Genomic DNA, 17,852 nt, shown 5'->3' on the forward strand with positions numbered 1-17,852 from the left:
CGGCGATTGCCATCCTTCGCCCCCACTGACAGCCAAAGATTGCGGCTACATTACACGCAGATTGCGGAAGTGGCATCAGGATGGAGCCAATGGGTCGCAACCAATAAGAAATGACCCTGCTCGAAGCCGGAAACCCCATTCGAGCAGACAATTGAAGCCTTATCGCTGCAGCATGCGCGCCAGCATCCGCCTGATATGATCCTGACCGCCAAAAAAAATCGCCGCAACAACGATCGTTTTGCGTTCCTCGATCGGCAGAAACCAGACGGCTGCCTTGTCGCGCCGCAGGAAACGGATGCCAGGATAGATATCCGGCCGCAATGTTCCGATATATGGGGTCTCGACCAACCGATCGATTTCCCGACGGAGTTCACGAATACGGCTGGCCGCGCGCTCTAGAGCTTCCCCAGACGAGTCTCCAAGATCGAGATAGGCCGCAAACAGATGATCGAAGGTCAGTTCGAAATCGAGATCGGCATCCCTGGAATATTCAAGGCTCCACACGAAGAGCTCGCCGTTTGCGTTCGATCATGCTCTCGATCCGCTCTTCCATGTCCTGAGCCGGAATCTTCGGTCCGTCGACGCGGCGCTGAATGAGCCTGCGCAGCCCTTCCGTCTCGGCCGCTTCCGCTTCCGTTTTCTGTCGCAGCAGTTCCAGGCCCTGCTGGAGAACCGAACTCAGGCTGGAATAGCGGCCCGTCTCGACAAGCGAGCGAGCAAATGCATCCTGCTGATCGGTTAACGATATCGACGACTTGACGCTCACGGGATAATCTCCTTCAGGAGCCTAAGGTGCTACTCAGTCGCACACATGTCAAGACTTCGCGGCGAGACGATTGAAGGCGGCGAGGGATTATTGCCGCCGCTTTGCCACATCGTTGACCCCATCCAAATCCGGCGCCTGTCCATAGCTCATGTTCTTCATCTGCTGGATGACGCGCGCCATTTCCTCGTCGTCAAGAATGGGCGGCTCGCCAAGTGTCAGCGCCTGCACATAAAGGCGGGAGAGGGTTTCGACCTCGATGGCAAGCGCAAGGGCGGCGGCCGGCGTCTTCCCGAGCGAGATCTGTCCGTGCTGACCGAGCAGGCAGGCTAGCCTATCCTGCAGCGCTTCGATCGCAGCATCCGAAAGCGCCTGGGTGCCGAAGGTGGCGTAGCGAGCGCAGCGGATCGTCGTGCCGCCCGCTACACCGGTCATATAGTGAAAGCTCGGAATGGTCTTATGGTGTACGGCGAGCGTGGTCGCATAAACCGAGTGGCAATGGAGCACGCAATCGATATCCTCGCGGGACGCGAGAATATCGCGATGGAATCGCCACTCGGACGATGGCCGGCGCTCGCCCTCGTAGCTGCCATCGAAATACATCTGCACCAGGTCTTTTGGCTGCATCATGTCATAGGGCAGAGAGGTTGGCGTGACCAGAAATCCCTTGGGATTCCGCACCGAAACGTTGCCGGCCGTTCCCTGGTTGATGCCGGATGCGTTCATCCGGCGGCAGATCGCCACCATGTCTTCGCGCAGGGCATTGTCGTCATAAGTCGTCACGATCTCACTCCATTGTCTTGATCTGGGTTTGCCAGCGGTGCCGGTAGGATGAAAGTTCGGGAAGGCTGGAGATATCGGGTGCTTCGGCCGTCAGCGCTGCAGGTGAGGCACGCTTTTCATGGGATGCCAGCATGGCGGCGCCAGTCGCCGTTCCGGTCGTACTGCGGCTGACGAGCACGCGTCGATTATGCAGGAAGGCCGCGACGATGGCGCCATAAAGGGGATCGACGACGAAATTGCCGTCCAGCACGACCGTCTCCGTGGGCGGAAGGTCCTGAATGCAGGCGGCTGTCAGCAGCGCCGAATAGAGCACTGCGAGCGTGAACCGGACGCCTTCCTCCTCCGCAAGCGGGCCTTCGAGACGGCCGCGGTGGGCCGTGCCGGGAAAGAGCCCGTCGTCCAAGCCGAATGTCGGAAGTGCAAAGGTACCTGAAGCCACGATCCTCCGAAGGGCCTGCAACGAGGCGGGACCCGAAGCCTTTGCGGCGACGGTCGAAAATTCCCGACCGCCCATGGTCAGCATACCGGGCGTCGGGTTTCCGAAGACATCGGCATTGCAGGAATGGCCGGGTCGCTCGACGCTGAAATCGACATCGCCGCGATCGCTCAATGCAACGATCCAGGTGCCTGTGGAGACAACGGTAAAATCAGACAGACCGGCCGCCTGATAACGGTATAGATTGGCCGAGGAATCATGCACGCCGCATAGGATACGCGTCGTCGCTTTCAGGCCGCATCGCTCAGCAAGCTCAGGCTTCAACGGGCCGAGCGTTTCCCATGCCCGCCGCATCGGCGGCATGAGACGCTGCCATCCGCGGCTTGCGACGAGCGATGCCGGCCGGCCATCGGCCGATGCCCACAGATGAGATTGCGCCGCCAGACTCGTCACCTCGCTTGCCAGCACGCCGGACAGGCGAAACGCCCAATATTGCGGCGTGGCGAGATAGGCGCTGGCCGCGCCAAAGGTCTCCGGCCAATACATTTCCTGCCACAACATCTGCCGCGCGAGATGCGCCGCGCCCAGCATGATGGCGCTTGCCCTCTCGCGATAGGAGCCGGCAATTGACCTGTACCGCGCATCGACATCTGCGGGGATCGGCTGCTCATAGTCGATCATCGGCATTGCAGCACCCTGTCCGTCGACCAGCACGCCGCCGGACCCATGTGCGCAGGTAACGATCGCGCCTATATCGTGCCTGCGTCCCAGCTCCGTCAGGCTATCGATGAGCCAGTCTTCCAGACTGTCGAGATCGTGATGGCGGTAGGGCGGACCATCCTTCACGATATTCGGCGTCGACAGCGTTTCTAATACGCGGCCGTCATCCGTTGCCGCCGACAGCTTCACATTCGTCTTGCCGATGTCGAAAACCGCAACGATGCTCATTTTGGACCGAAGAAACGTGTCGGCAGCAGCCACATCAGGTAGGGCCGAGCCGTCTGAACCGCAGCGACGAAGATGAGAATGCCGCCCCATATCGCAACAGTCAGGTAATTGCTGAGGCCGAACTGGTTGAAACCAGAGGAGATGACCTGCAGGATCGCCAGCGCCAGCATCAACCCGCCGGCCGTGCCGAAGCCGCCGAAGGGATCGACGCCGCCAAGCACAGCCGCAAGGATCGTTACCAGCAGATAGGATTGCGCATAATCCGCGCTTGCCGAATTGAAGGTTGCCAGCATGACCAGGGCGGCGAAGAAGCAGATCAGGCTCGACATGGCATAGACGCCAACCAGAACCCGGCGCGTATCGATCGCCGAATAGCGCGCCGCCTCAATATTGGAACCTATCATGGCGCAGGCGATGCCGAAGGCGGTACGTCGCAATATGAGGCTGACGATGACAGCAACCACGATCAGCAGCAGGAAGATCAGCGGCACTCCTACTATCGTCGTCGTCCCGATGCGGCTGAAGCCCTCCGGTATGCCAGACAGTGCCATGCCGCGGGTCAGATAGATGCTGATACCGTCGATCAGCGATTTCGTGCCGAGCGTGATGAGGATGGGGTGAACGCCGGTATAGGCAATGAGCGTGCCGGTGATAAGGCCGATGAGCAGGCAGAGCACAAGGCCGACCAGAAGCGCCAGTATGATCACGGCGAGCGCCGCTCCCGTGCCGCTATCAGACGTGATCAGGCTCTGCATGATGAAGGCCATCAGCAGCGCGCATTGGTTGGTCGTCGCGATGATCGCCAGATTGAGGCCGCCCGTAATCAACGGCGCCATCATCGCCAGGGACAGAAGGCCCAGCAGCGGCAGCTGGTACATGAAGGATTGCAGCGTGCCGAGTGAGGCAAAATTCGGAATGAACAGGGAGAAGCCGGCAACCAGAAAGACCAGAAGGACGACAAGCCCGGTGTGGGCACCGGGAATGCCTGTCCGCATACGCGTCATCAGGTCTGCCAGGCTGTTGTTGATGTTATAGAGAAGCGGAGGCTCAGCCATTGGACGACGCTCCCGCGATGATGCGATGGCGGCGGCCCGGTCGCGAGCTGATGACGGTGATCGAGGTCGAGACCAGAATGGTGATGCCGATGACGATCTGGAAGAAATAGGAGGAGACGCCGAGCAGATTGAGCCCATTCTGCAGCACGGCCAGAAGCACGATGCCGAGCAGCACGCCGGGCACGGTGCCGATGCCGCCGGTTAGACTGGCACCTCCAAGGACAGCGGCGGACAGTACCGCAAGTTCCGTATTGTACATGGCGTTGGGCACGCTTTCGCCGACCCGATGGGCCTGCAGCAGGCCGGCAACCGCCGCCATCAGCCCGAGATAGCCATAGGCGACGAATTGCAGCCGGCCGATGTTCATGCCGATGCGCCGTGCAGCCTCCGCATTACCGCCCATTGCGTAGAGCTGCCGCCCGACCGATGAGCGCGTCATCCATGCCCAGGTGAACAGGGTCACCACCACCATGGCGACGATCGGCAACGTCACGCGGACGATATCGCCCGATGCCGTTTCCATGCGCCAGAAGACGATGCGGTTCGTCCACCAATCCGGCAACGTATAAATCGACTTGCCACCGGAAAAATACATCAGCAGCGAGAAACTGACACTCATCATGGCGATCGTGGCGATGATCGATGTGATGCGTACATAATGAACCAGAAGTGCATTCAGGCAGCCCAGGCCAACGCCGATCGCCAGGCCAAAACCAATAACGATGGGCGCGGAGAAGCCGAACTGCGTTGCCAGCAGTGCCGCACAATATTGCGCTACGGAGGCGGTCGCCGCGAAGGATATGTCGATACCGCCCGAAACCAGCACGACGAAGAGGCCCATCGCCATGATCGCCTGCACGGAATAGGTTTCGAGCAGATCGATAATATTGGCGAGCGTCAGGAAATCGCGCGCCGTCAGGGAAAAGACGATCACGACCCCGGCAATGACGGCCAGAAGCCACGCTTCGGGACGCCGCTTCAATTGCACGATAAAGGATGGTCCAGCCGTTTGACTGTGCTCACGCATAGATGCGCTCCTTCATGTTGGCCTCGCTGACGTCACCCGGCACCGCTTCGCCGACGATGCGGCCGGCGCGCATGTGCAGGATGCGATCGCAGGTCGCAAAGAGCTCGGAGACCTCGTCGGAAATGAGGATGATGGCGACGCCCTGGCGCGCCAGTTCGGCCACCACATCATAGATGCCCTGCTTGTTCTTGATGTCGACGCCGACTGTCGGAGAATCGAGGATCAGCACCTTCGGCCGCGTCGCAAGCCACTTCGCCAGCACGACACGTTGCTGATTGCCGCCCGAAAGGGTCTGCACGGCACGATCGGCCGAGGGAACCTTGATGGCGAGCCGCTTGATCCAATCCTCAGCGAGTTGCCTGCGGGATTTATCGGGAATGAGCCCCAGCCGGTTTGCCATGCCCCGCATGATCGCGAGCATGATGTTGTCGCCGATCGACTGCTGCAGGATGACGCCGAGGCTCAGACGATCCTCGGAGACATAGGCGATACCCGCGCGTACGGCATCACGATTGGAGCGAAGCACAAGCTCCCTGCCCTCAAGACGAATGCTGCCGCTTTCGGCCCGATGCATGCCGAACAGCGTCAGTGCAAGCTCGGTGCGGCCCGATCCCAGCAATCCAGAGATGCCGAGCACCTCGCCGCGGCGCAGAGTGAAATCGATATCGGCAAACTCACCACGGCGCGACAGACCATGGACTTCCAGAATAGGCGCCGCCTCACCCATATTGCGGGCAACGATCGCGTGATCGATATCGAGCCCCGTCATCAGATGAGCGATCTTCTTTTCATTCATTTGATCGGCGGGCCAGGTGCCGACCTTGCGGCCGTCGCGCATGACAGTGACCCGCTCGGCGATCTCGACGACTTCGTCGAGCCGGTGGGAAACGAAGACGACGGCGATACCGTCCGCCTTGAGCCGTCCGACGATCCCCAAGAGGCGGTCGACCTCGGCCCGCGTCAGCGACGCTGTCGGTTCGTCCATGAAAATCAATCGCGCCTCGGCTGCCAGGCCGCGTGCGATCGCGACGATCTGACGCTCGGCCACCGAAAGATCGGAAACCACGAGATCGAGGTTGAGCGCAAAACCAAGCCTGGTAAGGACAGCGCTTGCCTTCTCCCGCATTCGCTTCCAGTTGACCGGTTTTACCAGCCGGTCGAGATGACTTTCGATGGCGATATTTTCAACAACGGACAGGTTGGGAAACAGAGACAGGTCCTGGAAAATCACCTGAATTCCCAGAGCCTTGGCGCGTGCTGGATCAAGCGGAAGAACCGGCCTTCCCTCGATCTCGATCATACCCGCCGAAGGCGGATGCACGCCGGCTACGGCCTTGATGAGGGTCGACTTGCCGCAGCCGTTTTCGCCGACCAGGCAATGAATCTCGCCGGACCGCACGTCCCAGTCGATCTCTTCCAATGCCCGCACGCCGCCGAACCGTTTGGACAGTCCGGTCAAACGCAGAAACGGAATTTCATCGCTCATCGATCCACTCCGATTGCCATGAATCGGCCGGCGGCGGCTTGAAGCCTGCCGCCGGCCCTCGGGAGGAACTGTCAGAACTTTTCCGCTTCTCTTCTCATCGCGGAAAAGCTCTATCCTCTTGGTTCCTTACGCATTCCGGACGGAAAACCGCTGCGCACTTTTCCTGGAAATGCTTTAGAGACCAAGCGCTACGAGCCGGTCGATATTTTCCTTATCGAGCGACTCGAGCTTCTGGGCCTGGATGAGTTTCTTGTCTGGATAGACACGCACCTTCCCGACGCCGGTCAGCTCCATATTGTCGGTGGGCTCCTTGCCAGCCGCCAGCAGGGAGGCGAGCTGAACGAAGATTTCGCCCGCCGTCATCGGATTCCAGATGAAGCCACCGCGGATGGTGCCGGACTTGACGTATTTGACGCCCTGCCCCGGAGAGAAGCCACCGACGAGCGCGATCGACTTCGCCTTTTCGCGATCGTCGAGAACGCGCGCCGCACCGATCGGACCTTGCGAGCCGAATGTCAGGATGCCCTTAAGATCCGGATGAGCGCGAAGCTGGTCCTGCGTGGTCTTGATGCTGTCATCCAGGCTCTCGGCCACGCCGAAGCGGTCGCCGAGCATTTCCATCTTCGGGTACTTCTGCTTCTGATAGGCGATCGCGGCATCGGCCCAGGCATTATGCAGGGGAACCGTCAGCGATCCGACATAGACGATATATTTGCCTTCTTCGCCCATCTGCTTGGCAAGCAGGTCCATATGGGCCTGGCCATAGCCTTCGATGGTTGTCAGCTCGAAGTCCCAATCGGCTTCCTTCTGGTTCGGCCCTTCATGGGCCAGCACCTTGATGCCTGCGGCCCGCGCGCGGCCGAGAACGGGATCGAGGGCAGCGGAGTCGTTCGGCACGATGCCGATGACAGCGACCTTGCGGGCGATCAGATCTTCGATCGCACGCACCTGCTGGGCGGCATCGGCCTGCGTCGGCCCGACCATCCAGGCATTGGCCTTGTATTCCGGTGCCGCCTTCTTGATGCCGACTTCCATGGCATTGAACCATGGAATGCCGCCAATCTTGACCACGACGCCGACTTGCGGCTCGGCCGCCTGTGCGACGCCGATCGTGCCGCCCAGAGTGCCGGCGACGACAGCTCCACCTATTCCGACGAGTAGGGTTCGTCTTGTAACTTCCATTTTTCTCCTCCCAGTTTCGTGTTACCCGCCTCCTCAAGCGGGCTCCGCGGCGTCGAACCGCGGATCTCGACGGCGCAGCGCAGGCGCCGCGTAACCGGCTTTCCTCCGGAGCCGGTCATACGTCGCAACAACAGCGCCCAGGCCTGCTCGGCCATTTCCTCAACGGGCTGGCGCACCGCCGTAATGCCGGGTGCGACCAGCCTCATCCATTCCATCTCGTCGAAGCTCGCAAAGGCGAGATCGCCAGGCACCGAAAGCCCGATCTCCGCCATGGTGCGGTACGTCAGAAGCGTCGTGCCGTGGTCGAGCGAAAACAGCGCGCCAGGCAAAGGGCGCTGACGCAGACGCCCCTCAAGGCGCTGCGCGCCATTGGCATCGTCTATGCCGATTTCCAGCATTTCGACATGCATACGGCCGGCCGCAGCGCGCACGCCCTCCCAGCGTTCGCGAACATTGGTGATCGAAAGGCTGCTGCCCAGAACCAGGCAATCACCATAACCCTGCCTGTCGAGATGGGCGGCGATCGCGCCGGCAGCCGGGCCATTGTCGACTGCGATCAAATCGAAGCCGGCCGCGTCGGGTATACGGTCGGCCAATACGACCGGCGCAAAGAAGCCGTTCGGCAAGCGTTCCGCAAAGGCGCCATCACAGGGGATGACAATCAGGCCGGCCGGACGCCATGAGCGGATCTTGCGCAGCCGGTCGGCCTCTTCCTCGGCATTGTTGCGCGCGGAGACGACCACCAGATCGTAATCGTCGAGGCGCGCCAGATGCTCCAGCGTGGAAACGAAGGAGGCAAACATCGGATTGGTGAGATCCGGCACCACGACACCGGCAAGCTGTGCCTTGCGCGAGCGCAGCCGCGATGCGCCGAGATCGACGACATAGCCAAGCTCACGCACCGCGTCGTTCACGCGCCTGGCGAAATCCGGAGAGACCGTGGGTTTGCCATTGAGGACGTTCGAAACGGTCGCTACCGAGACGCCTGCTTTGTCGGCCACCATCTTGATGGAAGGGGTTCGCGATTTCGACATTCTGCCCTCCCTTCAACAATCTCAGATTGATAATACGAAAATCCTGGTGAAACGTTTTATTGTAAGCTATACCAGCATAGATGCGGTGTCAACGTGAGCGTTTCTAAGTATAAAACGATTCATGTCTTTCGCATTGCAGCAATGTTTTTTTTGCATCCACGAAATCGGGAGGACGAGCATGAACAAACTGGGAGTTCACGCGCTGGTATGGGAGGCCGGCTGGAGCCGCGACGAATGCGCCCGCGCAATCGCAAACAGCGCCGAGGTGGGTTACGATTTCATCGAGGCACCAGCGCTCGACCCAAGCCTGATCGATCCGGAATTCACCCGCCGGCAGCTGGAGAAAAACGGCATCGGTATTAACTTCTCGCTTGGTCTCGATTTTGAAACCGATATCTCAAGCGGCGACAAGGAGAAGGGTCGGCGCGGCAAGGAAAGGCTGGAACAGGCGATCGCCGTCTGCCGCGATTGCGGCGGCGAATATATCGGCGGCATTCTGCATTCCGCTTTCGGCAAATATAGCGAGCCGACGACAGCTGCCGGCGTCGCGCAATCGGTCGACATCCTGCGAGAGGTGGCCGAGACGGCGGCGAAAAGCAACATCACGCTGGTTCTGGAGGTGGTAAACCGCTACGAATCCAACGTGCTGAACACGGCCGCCCAGGCCGTGGAGATGTGCAAGCGCATCGGCATGCCGAACGTGAAGGTGCATCTCGATGTCTATCACATGAATATCGAGGAATCCGATATTCAGGCCGCCATTCTCGAAACCGGCGATTATCTCGGCTATTTCCATACCGGCGATTCCCATCGCGGCTATATGGGCTCGGGCACGATCGATCTTACCGGCGTCTTCAGGGCTCTCGTCCGTTCCGGCTACCAGGGGCCGATCACTTTCGAATCCTTCTCCTCTCGCGTTGTCGGCCAGCCGCTCGAAGGCATTCTCGGCATCTGGCGCAACCTCTGGGATGATGGCCGCGACCTTGCCGAACATGCGCTGATGTATACGAAGGCGCAGCTCAAGGCCGCGCAGGAGGCCCAGCGTCAAAGCCAGCAGCGCAGCCGTCTTCCGTGATACGGCACTCCATCGTGCCGAAGCATCGGCTCGCGCCTATCGAGGGAGCCGATTTCCCTCAGGCAGAAATCGCCTTGCTTTGAAGCGGCGCCTGATGAACGACGATGCGCGCGTGGTATGGAATGCGTTCGTAGAGGTCGATGACGTCCTGATTGATCAGGCGAACACAGCCGGACGACGCTGCCTTGCCGATCGAGCGCCATTCCGGTGAACCATGCAGACGATAGAGCGTGTCCTTGCCATTCTGGAAGATATAGAGCGCGCGGGCACCCAGCGGATTCTTGATTCCCGGGTCCATGCCACCATTGGCAACCGAATATTTCGCGAGTTCCGGCTTGCGGGCAATCATGTCGCCCGGCGGCTTCCAGCGCGGCCAATGCTGGCGCCAATGGATGATCCCTTCGCCCTGCCATGCAAAGCCGTCGCGGCCGATGCCGACACCGTAGCGCATGGCCGTGCCGCCGCGCTCCACGACATAGAGAAATCTCGACGCCGTATCCACGACGACCGTACCGGGCGCCTCGCCGGTCGGATCAGGAACGCGCTGCCGATAAAACTTCGGGTCCAGCTTTCGGTAGGGAACCGCCGGAATGACATGACCGCCATCGACCACGGAGGCATAGCGTGCTTCGAGTTCGGGATCGGGTGTGACGACGCTCTGAGGTTCCGACGCCACGGGAACGACAGGTGGCGTACGAACCGGAGCTGCAATGGGAGTTGGAACCGGGGCGGTGGTGGCACAGCCCGCAAGCGCTGCCGTCGCAGAGATAGACCCCAGCATGAAAGCCCGGCGGGAAAGAGTCTTTTCATTCTTGTTTGAGCGCATTCCTATCCTAACAAACCCCGCATATTGATATCGCCTCTTCGACGGATGAGACCGAAAGAGGCGACATGTCTCATCATTAAGTGGTGATGACCTCATAGCCACTCGGGACCTGTGATGACAAGTTCGCCAATACCATGACCCTGCAAACTCAATCGACGAGTGTGGGCCAGAAGCCACAGCGATCTTGTGTTTCCGCGAGTTTATTGGGCGCTTGCCGCCTTACCGATGCGCAAACGTGCTGATTGCACGGAGGCACTTGCTCGCCGCGACATTGCGATATGTATCGGCTAGATATTGAAGGAATGGCTGGACAGGACATTGTATCCCATGTCCTGCCAATCCTCATGCCGGGCTGCAAGTGGTTTCTAAAGGTTCCGCGAGGATTCGCCTCCGGATTGATTTTGCTGGCGGGATTTGCGCTCGTCATGCAAGGTCAGATCTCGCCTTGCCCGCGCGCTCGCAGCTTCGATAGGCCCTGCCCTCCCTTGCTCGGCAATGACAGCCCGCGCCCGCTCGATATCGACCATATAGTCACGGGCCAACGGCAGAGCGGAAACGTTCTTCGTCAGTTGCAGTTGCCAGTTCATGTGACCCATACGCCGGAAGGCAAGCTCGGACCCGACAAGATAGAATTCGAACATCCGACAGAACCGCTCGTCATAGAGTTTTGCCAGGGTGCTTCTGTTCTTCATGAAGCGGTCGCGCCACTGCTCGAGCGTCTTGGCATAATGGAGGCGCAGGATTTCGATGTCGGTCGCCCAGAGACCGGATTTCTCAACCACGGACAGGACCTCGGAGACCGCCGGCGAATAGCCGCCAGGGAAGATATATTTCGCGATCCACGGATTCGTGCTGCCGGGACCATCAGCCCGACCGATTGCATGGATCAGCGCGACACCGTCCTCCTTGAGCACGGAGCAGATCTTGTCGAAGAAAGTCTTGTAATGGTTGATGCCCACATGCTCGAACATGCCGACCGAGACGACGCGGTCGACCGGACGCGTCCAGGAGCGATAATCCAGCAGTTCGAACGTGACCATATGCTCCAGCCCGGCATCCTTCGCGCGGGCTCGTGCGGCCAGCAATTGCTCTTCCGAAAGCGTAAGACCCGTCACCCGAGCACCGAACTCCCTGGCGAGATAGAGCGCCATGCCGCCCCATCCGCAGCCAATGTCCAGAACCTCGAGGCCCGGGCGGTCGAGCATGAGTTTCGATGCGATATGCCGCTTCTTCTTGAGCTGTGCCTCCTCCAGGGTCTCGTCGCCGACCGGGAAATAGGCGCAGGAATATTGCCGGTCTTCATCCAGCATCAAGGAGTAGAGCCGCGCATCGAGATCGTAATGATGCGCGACATTGCGCTTCGAGCGACCGGCGAAATTCAATTGATCGAGATTTCGGCGCAGCCAGCGGACCTTTTCCATCAGCTTCTCGAAGGGATGGCTCCCGCCTTCCATCATGTTGAGGGCGAGCAAGTCCACCATCTCGTAAAGATCGCCGGAAGCCGGTTCGACTTCCCCGTCCATATAGGCCTCGCCCAGCGCCAGAGCCGGATTGAGGAGCAGACGGCGTTTTGCACGGGCGGTGTTGATTTTCATCGCTGCACGCGGTTCCGATCCCGTACCGAAACTGCGCGTGGAACCGTCCGGAAAAGTGACCGTGAGCGTTCCGATTTTGATCAAGCGGGAAAGAGCTGCTTCTAGGAACATGACAACTACCTGTTTATCGTTTCCTTGACGGTGATCTCCTGGCCTGAGGGGTGGCGAAGAATCCCGTACCGGTATCGAAAGCGTACTACTTAATCTGGTAAAATATCCAGATCATTTGCGACATCAAGGTTGAGTAAGCTCAAACGCGCCTACAAGGATGCTCGCCCCCTCCGCAGGATCACTGCTTCGGCTATATATAGCCAGCCGGCTGCCGGAATGTGAGACCTCTCCCGGCGGCAAAGGGTGCGCGACAGCCGAATGCAAGCCGTATAGCATCGCCTCTGCCGAGCAGCATTACGCGGAGGGAATGCACTCCGACGCGGGACACACCTACCAGCAGGTGAAGCCGGCGTCCACGTTGACGATCGCGCCTGTCATCAGGCTGGCAGCGCCCGATGCAAGGAAGAGAACCGCGCTGGCGACTTCCTCTGGCGTTCCCATCCGCCCCATCGGCGTATCGGCAAGCCAGACCGGAATGCGTTCATGATTGGCCTCGACCGCCATCACCATAGGCGTTTCAATATAGGTAGGAGCCACGGCATTCACCCGGACGCCATGCTCCGCCCATTCCGCCGCCATCGACCGTGTGAGATGATGGACCGCCGCTTTGGAGACGTTGTATGGCGTCTGTGGTTGCGGCCTATTGCAGATGATTCCAGACATCGAACCGAGATTGACGATGGCGCCGCGTTTTTGAGCAATCATGTGGCGGCCGAAGGCGCGCGAGCACCAGAACACGCCATTGACATTGACATCCATCATTCGCAGCCAATCGGCGTCGCTGACATCCTGCGAGGGTATGCCGCTCTGACCGATCCCAGCATTGTTCACCAGGATCGTCGCGGCACGGCCGCCATCGACGAGTTTCGTGGCGATCGCCTCCATTCGCGCGGAGTCCGTGACATCGCCGATCCGTACATCGATGTCGTAACCCTTCTCTCGTAAAGCGAGAGCTCCCCGTGCGTCGGCCTCGTCACGCTCGATGACGACGACTGCAGCGCCAGCTTCAGCCAGTGCCTCTACGCAGCAAAGGCCGATGGCGCGGCCACCGCCCGTAACCACAGCCCGCTCGCCATCGAGCCGGAATTTCTCCTGATAACCCATGGCTTTGCTCCTCAAATATCGAAGGCGCTCGGCAGAACCACGACGTCGCGGATCGTCACGTTGCGCGGACGTGTCAGCATGAACATGATGGCATCTGCGACTTCCTTGGGCTCGATCAAGGCGCCGGCCTCCTTGGCCTTGCGCAGGTTTTCTTCGGGCCAGTCGGCGAGCAAGGCACTGATGACCGGGCCCGGAGAGACAGAACCGACTCGAACACCGCTCTTCAGAAGCTGGCGCCGCATGGCCTGGACAAAGCTGGTCATTGCCCATTTCGAGGGCGAATAGACGGGCTCCCAAGGAATGGCCGAATGGCCTGCGACCGAACTCGTGACGATGATATCGCCCGTACCGCGCCCGATCATATGCGGCGCGACGGTACGGACATTCTTGATGACGACATTGACGTTGAGGTTAAGCATCCTGTCTATGGCGTCGAGATTGGCTTCCACCAGGTCACCGCCAATATAGGTGCCGGCATTCGCATGAAAGATGTCGAGATGATCGACTTTGGCAAGGATGCCCTCTAGCAGCCCGGCGCACTGCTCCGCGTCGAGCAGATCGACGACCAGCGGAATGGCAAGTTCGCCCAGGCGCTCGCACACCGATGCCAATGCTCTCTCATCGCGATCGATCAAGACGACCTTCGCTCCCGCCGCAATCATGGCCTCGCTCGAAGCGAGCCCGATCCCCGATGCCGCACCGGTCACCGCGGCGATTTTCCCCTTCAATTCGTCCATGGTCTCCTCCTCCTTGGATTAAAACAGCTATCATTTACCGGCACTGCAGACCGGGTATTCATTGGCAAAGCTCGAGACAGTCTGCGAGATCCACAGTGCGATCAGGTCAATCGCGCCTATGGAGCGGCCGTCGTCGAACCACCTGGACCTCCAAGCCCGCCCCTTCGACGGAACGGATCCGCATCAGGAACGTCTTTCCGTGGTTGCGATGAACGCGTCGAGTTGCTCTCGGGTGCCGGCCCCCTCCATCGGACCGACGACTGTGACATTGCGGGCACCCGCAGCAGCCGCATAGGTCAGGGCGTCTGCTGCCGGCATGCCGAGCCGTCGGCAAGTGAGGTAGGCGCCACCGAAGCAATCGCCAGCACCCGTCGGATCGATTTCCGCGACGATGAAGGCCGGCGCATCGATGCGCTCGCCTTCCCTGCTGTAATAAGTCGCGCCATCAGCCCCACGCTTCAGCACGATTTCCTTGACGCCGATTTCAAACAGGCGGCGGATCGCATTGGTTTCGCCCTCGACGCCGGCCGCGCGCTCAAGCTCCTCCCCGGAGGGCAGCAGCAGATCGGCCATAGCCACAAGCCGGGCAAACCGGCGTTCGGTCGCCTCGTCGAGCTTGAGTTCCTTGCGAATGTTCGGATCGACGGAAAGCGTGCCGCCGCGGGTCTTGACGATATCGACGGCCTTGTCGATCACCTCACACGCGCTCGGAACGGATAGCGCCGAACCCATCACATGCAGGTGTCCGGCACGGTCGATGAGATTGCTGACGCCTTCGCTCCAGCCAAAGCGAGCAGCCGCTGACGTCGCGATATTATAGACGAAGTCGCGGGAACCGTCCTCGCGGTAGCGAACGAAGGCGCTGCCTGTCGGATAATCCGGGTCGATGGATATTGCCGAGATATCGACGCCATCGCCCTTGAGCCTTTCGAGGTTCACGCGGCCGAAATCATCGGTGCCGACGGCGCCGATCATTGCTGCGCTGCCGCCAAGTCGCCCGCACTGGGAAATGAAGATCGCCGGGGCGCCGCTCGCAAACGGTCCGACGAGCGGTTGTGCCTCCATGAAACCATTGCCGACCGTCGTGGCGACGATTTCCACAAGGATTTCCCCGGCGCAGACCGTTGGGCCAAGCTGGTCGGGTGCCAGTATTGAACGCATTGCAATCCTGCTTTCGATACCTGTTGTTCTCAATCCGCGACGGCGTGTCGTTGCGCTCCATCCTCATCGCAAGACTGATTGTTTTCCAGCAAAGAAATACTGGCGAAACATATATGCCGCGTTGAGCGTCGGACCAGAAGCATTCTTCTCTTTCGTGGCGATTTCAGCATTCGCAATGAATTCAAGCATGATTCCAGCTGCTTGCGGGCGCGACCCTTCGACGCGGCAATTATGGGTCGCCGGAACAGACGCCGTGAAATTCGGCGGCTTGCGCTGTTTGCGGATGCCTCCGCCCGGCGAGAAATTCGGTTCGCTTCGGATAGAACGCTGCATTTTCATGTTGACCCCCGCCGCATTCGCATCTTCGATCGGCAAACAGGCAGGAGATCGAAAGAGGAAGTTCCGATGAGTTTCGAAGGCAAGAGAGTGATCGTCACCGGGGCAGGCAAGGGCATCGGTCGAGTGACGGCGGAAATGCTGATAAAGCGCGGCGCACATGTCGTGGCGCTGACCAGAAGCGCAGCGGACGTCGCTTCCTTGCGCAATGAACTGGGTTGCGAAGCCATTCAGGTCGATCTTGCCGACGCCGACAGAACACGTGAGGCAGCAATCGCTGCGCTTCCGGCAGATTATCTTGTCAACTGCGCAGGCACGACCGAGCTGCAGCCGTTCCTTGAGACCACGGTCGAAGCCTTCGACCATCTGCATGCGGTCAACACCCGCGCGCCGATGATCGTGGCCCAGGAATTCGCTCGCTCATTGATCGGCAGAGGCCTTCCCGGCGCAATCGTCAATGTCTCCTCCATTGCCGCATTTATCGGCATACCGGATCATGCGTCCTATTGCGCATCGAAGGGCGGCCTGGACGGCCTGACGCGCGTGATGGCCAGGGAACTGGCGCCCAAGGGTATTCGCGTCAACGGCGTGCACCCGACGGTGACGCTGACACCGATGGCGGTCAAGGCATGGAGCGATCCCGAAAAGGCAGCACCCATGCGCGATCGCATTCCGGCCGGCCGCTTTGTCGAACCGGCAGAGGTTGCGGAGGTAATCCTTTTCTTACTTTCCGACGCGGCGGCCATGGTGAACGGCATCTCCATGCCGATCGATGGCGGCTATATGATCGCCTGAGATCATATCCACGGCATCCTGATAGAGATCAAACACCCGATGGAAGCCGCCGAAGAGGCTGAGATATTCGACGGGGAGCTGATGCTATGGAACGCCTGGAAGGCTTGGCATCAGGCTGCCGCCTCATAGATCAGATCTGGCGCGACGATCCATTCTCCCTTCCTGAGCGTCAGGACGTCGAGCCTGCCTTCGCGATCCCGGACGGCAATGCCGACGAACCGGTAGCGGCTGCCGTTTCTATCCACGACGGCAGCCGAAATAGGTTTGCCGTTGACATAGCCGACAACAGGGCCTTCCTCCCTTGTTGCGGAAAGCATGAAATATTCGTGAGGAATGTTCCGACTGACCATCAGCTCCGATCCCCACGCTGAAGGGTCAGGCCCACACTCGCCCCAGCACCTTTCTGCGCGCGCGTGCGCTCACGCGTCGCTTGCTCAAGAGAGGATTTCGAGCGCGGACGCCTGTTCTTCTTGATCTCGACCACGAATGGCTTTCGCTGCGGCCGCATTATCCGTCCTTTCGACTTTTGATTCATTTTAATTGAAGACACATTCGACCTGGCCGAGCGGCCCGAAGTCGACGGCCAAATGCTGGCCGGCGCAGACCTGGAGGACCGCAGTGCAGGAGCCGGTCGCCACGATATCGCTCGGCTCGAGCCGCCTGCCATTTGCCGCAAGCGCCGCGGCAAGCCACGCAACCGCGTTCAGCGGATTGCCCATGACCGCCGACGAGCTGCCGGACACCATGGTCTGCCGAAACAGAAACGCCGTGACCTCGATTCTCGAAAGAGCGCCGATGTCCACATTTGCGGCATGGTCGCCGCAGAGCGTCGCGACATGCAGGCCAAAATCCGCAATCGCAGCGTTTGCGCCGGCAAACGCTCGCCGCGTCCGGCGGCCGACGACCCCGATTGCAGGGCGGCAGCTCATGACCGCCTCAGCCACGCTATCGAGGGAGATTTGCTCGCCCTCGTCCGGAAATGGCCTCAGCATCGTGAAAACGAACTCGCTTTGTATTCCAATGGTTCCCGGCGGCAGACGGAAGCTTTGCGCCCTCTTTTGCAGGGCGGAAGACGGAATTTCTGAATAAATCGGCCCCTTAAGGCCGAGCGTCCGGCAAGACAGATCGCTCGTTCCCACAATCGCATAGCCCTTGCGCTCAAAGCCGAGTGCATCCTGCGCCGCGGCTTGGATGTCGTAAGCCTCATCTTCAGAGACGATCAGATCGAGCGGAAGATCGCAAAGTTCTTCGTGACGGCGACACTTCGCCAGAAGATCGGCTGTGGTATCCTTCAATTCGAAATACATCTTCGCGCTCCAATCTCGACAACTGGCTTTCACGCGAAAATGGCTCGACACGCATAGCCGTTCCATTCGGCGCAATGCGCGAAAAGATTAA

General features: G+C 60.0%; 19 protein-coding genes. 2 read left to right on the forward strand and 17 right to left on the reverse strand.

Annotated features, from left to right (window positions below):
- Window positions 1-159: 159 nt before the first annotated feature.
- The 9 genes from FBZ99_RS21680 to FBZ99_RS21720 all read right to left on the reverse strand — a co-directional run bounded on the left by FBZ99_RS21680 (window position 160) and on the right by FBZ99_RS21720 (window position 8,714).
- A complete protein-coding gene (locus FBZ99_RS21680; protein WP_113350820.1) occupies window positions 160-504 on the reverse strand; it encodes a type II toxin-antitoxin system RelE/ParE family toxin in 345 nt (114 codons plus the stop codon).
- Window positions 491-766: a ribbon-helix-helix domain-containing protein gene (locus FBZ99_RS21685; RefSeq protein ID WP_095437326.1), complete on the reverse strand. Its 276-nt coding sequence runs from the start codon at window positions 764-766 to the stop codon at window positions 491-493. The genes FBZ99_RS21680 and FBZ99_RS21685 overlap by 14 nt, the downstream gene beginning before the upstream one ends.
- 87 nt (window positions 767-853) lie before the next feature.
- Window positions 854-1,510, reverse strand: a complete 657-nt coding sequence (locus FBZ99_RS21690) for a class II aldolase/adducin family protein (protein WP_069610444.1) — start codon at window positions 1,508-1,510, stop codon at window positions 854-856.
- A 40-nt stretch (window positions 1,511-1,550) separates the two neighbouring features.
- Window positions 1,551-2,930 carry an FGGY-family carbohydrate kinase gene (locus FBZ99_RS21695; protein ID WP_145634749.1) on the reverse strand — a complete coding sequence of 460 codons (1,380 nt, stop codon included), beginning with the start codon at window positions 2,928-2,930 and terminating at the stop codon, window positions 1,551-1,553.
- Window positions 2,927-3,985: an ABC transporter permease gene (locus FBZ99_RS21700; protein WP_145634752.1), complete on the reverse strand. Its 1,059-nt coding sequence runs from the start codon at window positions 3,983-3,985 to the stop codon at window positions 2,927-2,929. Before FBZ99_RS21700 ends, FBZ99_RS21695 begins: the two co-directional genes overlap by 4 nt.
- Window positions 3,978-5,012: an ABC transporter permease gene (locus tag FBZ99_RS21705; protein ID WP_145634755.1), complete on the reverse strand. Its 1,035-nt coding sequence runs from the start codon at window positions 5,010-5,012 to the stop codon at window positions 3,978-3,980. The genes FBZ99_RS21700 and FBZ99_RS21705 overlap by 8 nt, the downstream gene beginning before the upstream one ends.
- Window positions 5,005-6,498 (reverse strand): sugar ABC transporter ATP-binding protein, encoded by a 1,494-nt coding sequence (locus FBZ99_RS21710; protein WP_145634758.1) that lies wholly within the window; start codon window positions 6,496-6,498, stop codon window positions 5,005-5,007. The genes FBZ99_RS21705 and FBZ99_RS21710 overlap by 8 nt, the downstream gene beginning before the upstream one ends.
- Before the next feature lie 174 nt (window positions 6,499-6,672).
- A complete protein-coding gene (locus FBZ99_RS21715) occupies window positions 6,673-7,680 on the reverse strand; it encodes a substrate-binding domain-containing protein (protein WP_145634761.1) in 1,008 nt (335 codons plus the stop codon).
- Entirely contained in the window at window positions 7,644-8,714 is a 1,071-nt protein-coding gene (locus FBZ99_RS21720; protein WP_145634765.1) for a LacI family DNA-binding transcriptional regulator, read from the reverse strand. The genes FBZ99_RS21715 and FBZ99_RS21720 overlap by 37 nt, the downstream gene beginning before the upstream one ends.
- Before the next feature lie 178 nt (window positions 8,715-8,892).
- Between FBZ99_RS21720 and FBZ99_RS21725 the strand changes: the two genes are divergently transcribed.
- Complete coding sequence (locus FBZ99_RS21725) at window positions 8,893-9,789, forward strand: sugar phosphate isomerase/epimerase family protein (RefSeq protein WP_113329392.1); 897 nt, start codon at window positions 8,893-8,895, stop codon at window positions 9,787-9,789.
- Between the two features lie 58 nt (window positions 9,790-9,847).
- Here the strand turns inward: FBZ99_RS21725 and FBZ99_RS21730 are convergent, their stop codons facing one another.
- The 6 genes from FBZ99_RS21730 to FBZ99_RS21755 all read right to left on the reverse strand — a co-directional run bounded on the left by FBZ99_RS21730 (window position 9,848) and on the right by FBZ99_RS21755 (window position 15,662).
- The gene (locus FBZ99_RS21730; protein WP_371864848.1) at window positions 9,848-10,570 is read right to left on the reverse strand and encodes a L,D-transpeptidase; all 723 of its coding nucleotides are present in this window, start codon (window positions 10,568-10,570) and stop codon (window positions 9,848-9,850) included.
- Between the two features lie 410 nt (window positions 10,571-10,980).
- Window positions 10,981-12,321 (reverse strand): SAM-dependent methyltransferase, encoded by a 1,341-nt coding sequence (locus tag FBZ99_RS21735; protein WP_145634768.1) that lies wholly within the window; start codon window positions 12,319-12,321, stop codon window positions 10,981-10,983.
- A 330-nt stretch (window positions 12,322-12,651) separates the two neighbouring features.
- Window positions 12,652-13,425, reverse strand: a complete 774-nt coding sequence (locus FBZ99_RS21740; protein ID WP_145634771.1) for an SDR family NAD(P)-dependent oxidoreductase — start codon at window positions 13,423-13,425, stop codon at window positions 12,652-12,654.
- 11 nt (window positions 13,426-13,436) lie between these two features.
- Window positions 13,437-14,162, reverse strand: coding sequence for an SDR family oxidoreductase (locus FBZ99_RS21745; protein ID WP_113329395.1), 726 nt, complete (start codon window positions 14,160-14,162; stop codon window positions 13,437-13,439).
- Between the two features lie 183 nt (window positions 14,163-14,345).
- Window positions 14,346-15,323 carry a tagatose kinase gene (locus tag FBZ99_RS21750; protein ID WP_145634774.1) on the reverse strand — a complete coding sequence of 326 codons (978 nt, stop codon included), beginning with the start codon at window positions 15,321-15,323 and terminating at the stop codon, window positions 14,346-14,348.
- A 63-nt stretch (window positions 15,324-15,386) separates the two neighbouring features.
- Complete coding sequence (locus FBZ99_RS21755) at window positions 15,387-15,662, reverse strand: hypothetical protein (protein ID WP_145634777.1); 276 nt, start codon at window positions 15,660-15,662, stop codon at window positions 15,387-15,389.
- Window positions 15,663-15,728: 66 nt separating this feature from the next.
- On the opposite strand from FBZ99_RS21755, the gene FBZ99_RS21760 reads away from it, so the two are divergent.
- Entirely contained in the window at window positions 15,729-16,454 is a 726-nt protein-coding gene (locus FBZ99_RS21760; protein WP_069610097.1) for an SDR family oxidoreductase, read from the forward strand.
- Between the two features lie 110 nt (window positions 16,455-16,564).
- On the opposite strand, the gene FBZ99_RS21765 is transcribed toward FBZ99_RS21760, so the two are convergent.
- Both FBZ99_RS21765 and FBZ99_RS21770 read right to left on the reverse strand, forming a co-directional pair.
- Window positions 16,565-16,771 carry a hypothetical protein gene (locus tag FBZ99_RS21765; RefSeq protein ID WP_233788556.1) on the reverse strand — a complete coding sequence of 69 codons (207 nt, stop codon included), beginning with the start codon at window positions 16,769-16,771 and terminating at the stop codon, window positions 16,565-16,567.
- Window positions 16,772-16,990: 219 nt separating this feature from the next.
- Complete coding sequence (locus tag FBZ99_RS21770; protein ID WP_113350807.1) at window positions 16,991-17,761, reverse strand: hydratase; 771 nt, start codon at window positions 17,759-17,761, stop codon at window positions 16,991-16,993.
- Between the last annotated feature and the right edge of the window lie 91 nt (window positions 17,762-17,852).

This window comes from Rhizobium sp. ERR 1071, assembly GCF_007828675.1.
In the GTDB taxonomy this organism is placed as follows: domain Bacteria; phylum Pseudomonadota; class Alphaproteobacteria; order Rhizobiales; family Rhizobiaceae; genus Rhizobium; species Rhizobium dioscoreae.